This window comes from Undibacterium sp. Di27W, assembly GCF_049340345.1.
Classification (GTDB): Bacteria; Pseudomonadota; Gammaproteobacteria; order Burkholderiales; family Burkholderiaceae_D; genus Undibacterium.
The window spans coordinates 1-1,226 of sequence record NZ_JBMPOS010000071.1; the positions used below are offsets into that span (position 1 = coordinate 1).

Here is a 1,226-nt window from a genome sequence, read left to right on the forward strand (position 1 = left end):
GTTGTAAGTTCTCTAACGCACAGACTTAATGGACCTTTCCATGCAATTGTGGCCCTATGAAACATACATCACATCCTGCTGTCGATATTGTCGTTATAGGCGCCTCTACTGGCGGTGTAGAAGCATTAAGAGTAGTGGTCGCAGGCTTACCGTTGCGATTTTCAGCAGCTGTAATAGTTGTAATGCATATTGGGACGCATGAAAGTATCTTGCCATCGTTACTGGCCCGTACATGTGTTTTACCAGTTAGACACGCTCAGCATGGTGAACTAGTAGAAGCAGGGCGTGTGCTGGTTGCGCCTCCAGACTTTCATTTAACTTTATTGCGACAGGGAGCAGAGTGTCGGGTGGTACTCGCACGTACAGCCAAGGAAAACTATACGCGCCCCGCGATTGATCCTCTTTTCCGCTCTGCTGCCGCAACATATGGTCGACGTGCAATCGGTGTTATTCTTACTGGATCTCTGGATGACGGGTCGGCGGGCCTAGCGGCAATAAAAGCCTGCGGTGGAAGTGCAATTGTTCAAAATCCTGATGAAGCCCTAGCGCCGGATATGCCCGCTAGCGCGATAGAAAATGTGGCGGTTGATCGCATACTTAAACTCGAAGAAATTCCACAAGCATTGATACAACTGGTTGAAGTCAATGTCAAAGGTGATGGGACCATACCGCAATTTGACGATGTGCCCCATTGGGTGAAACTGGAAAATAAATTTGCCGTAGAGGGAGTTGAAATAGACGGCCTTAAGCTGCTTGCCAAACCCTCGACTTTTACCTGTCCAGAATGCAATGGAACGCTATGGGAGTTAAATGATCAGCGGCCCCGGCGCTTCCGTTGCCATACCGGGCATGCATACACACAGCGGAGCTTGATGGAATTTCAAAATGAAATGGTGGAAAATGCAGTTTGGTTTGCGATGCGTTCTCTACAAGAGAAGCATATGCTGCTTTCTTCAATGGCAAAGGATGCTCTACTAAAGAATCTAGATGCGGTCGCGGCTAAATATGATACCGCGGCCATCAAAGCACAGCAAAATGCAGAAACATTACGCACGCTGATAGCTCAGTTGCCCGATGAATGAAATTTTGCTCTTTACTCAGCCTCAAGTCGGCTACGGTTGTTATATGGCGTGCTGAAATGTAAGCGCTTTTTTGACGAATAGCGTTGTTGAGCAATTATGCGTCGCTCCTTAAAAATTCATCTCCTGGGCAAAAAAACCGTAGGC

1 protein-coding gene is annotated in these 1,226 nt (G+C 47.6%); it reads left to right on the forward strand.

Features of this window, described 5'->3' with window-relative positions; translation table 11 throughout:
* The first annotated feature begins 56 nt into the window (after positions 1–56).
* Positions 57–1,082, forward strand: a complete 1,026-nt coding sequence (locus tag ACO0LF_RS31285; protein ID WP_423021290.1) for a chemotaxis protein CheB — start codon at positions 57–59, stop codon at positions 1,080–1,082.
* Positions 1,083–1,226: the final 144 nt, after the last annotated feature.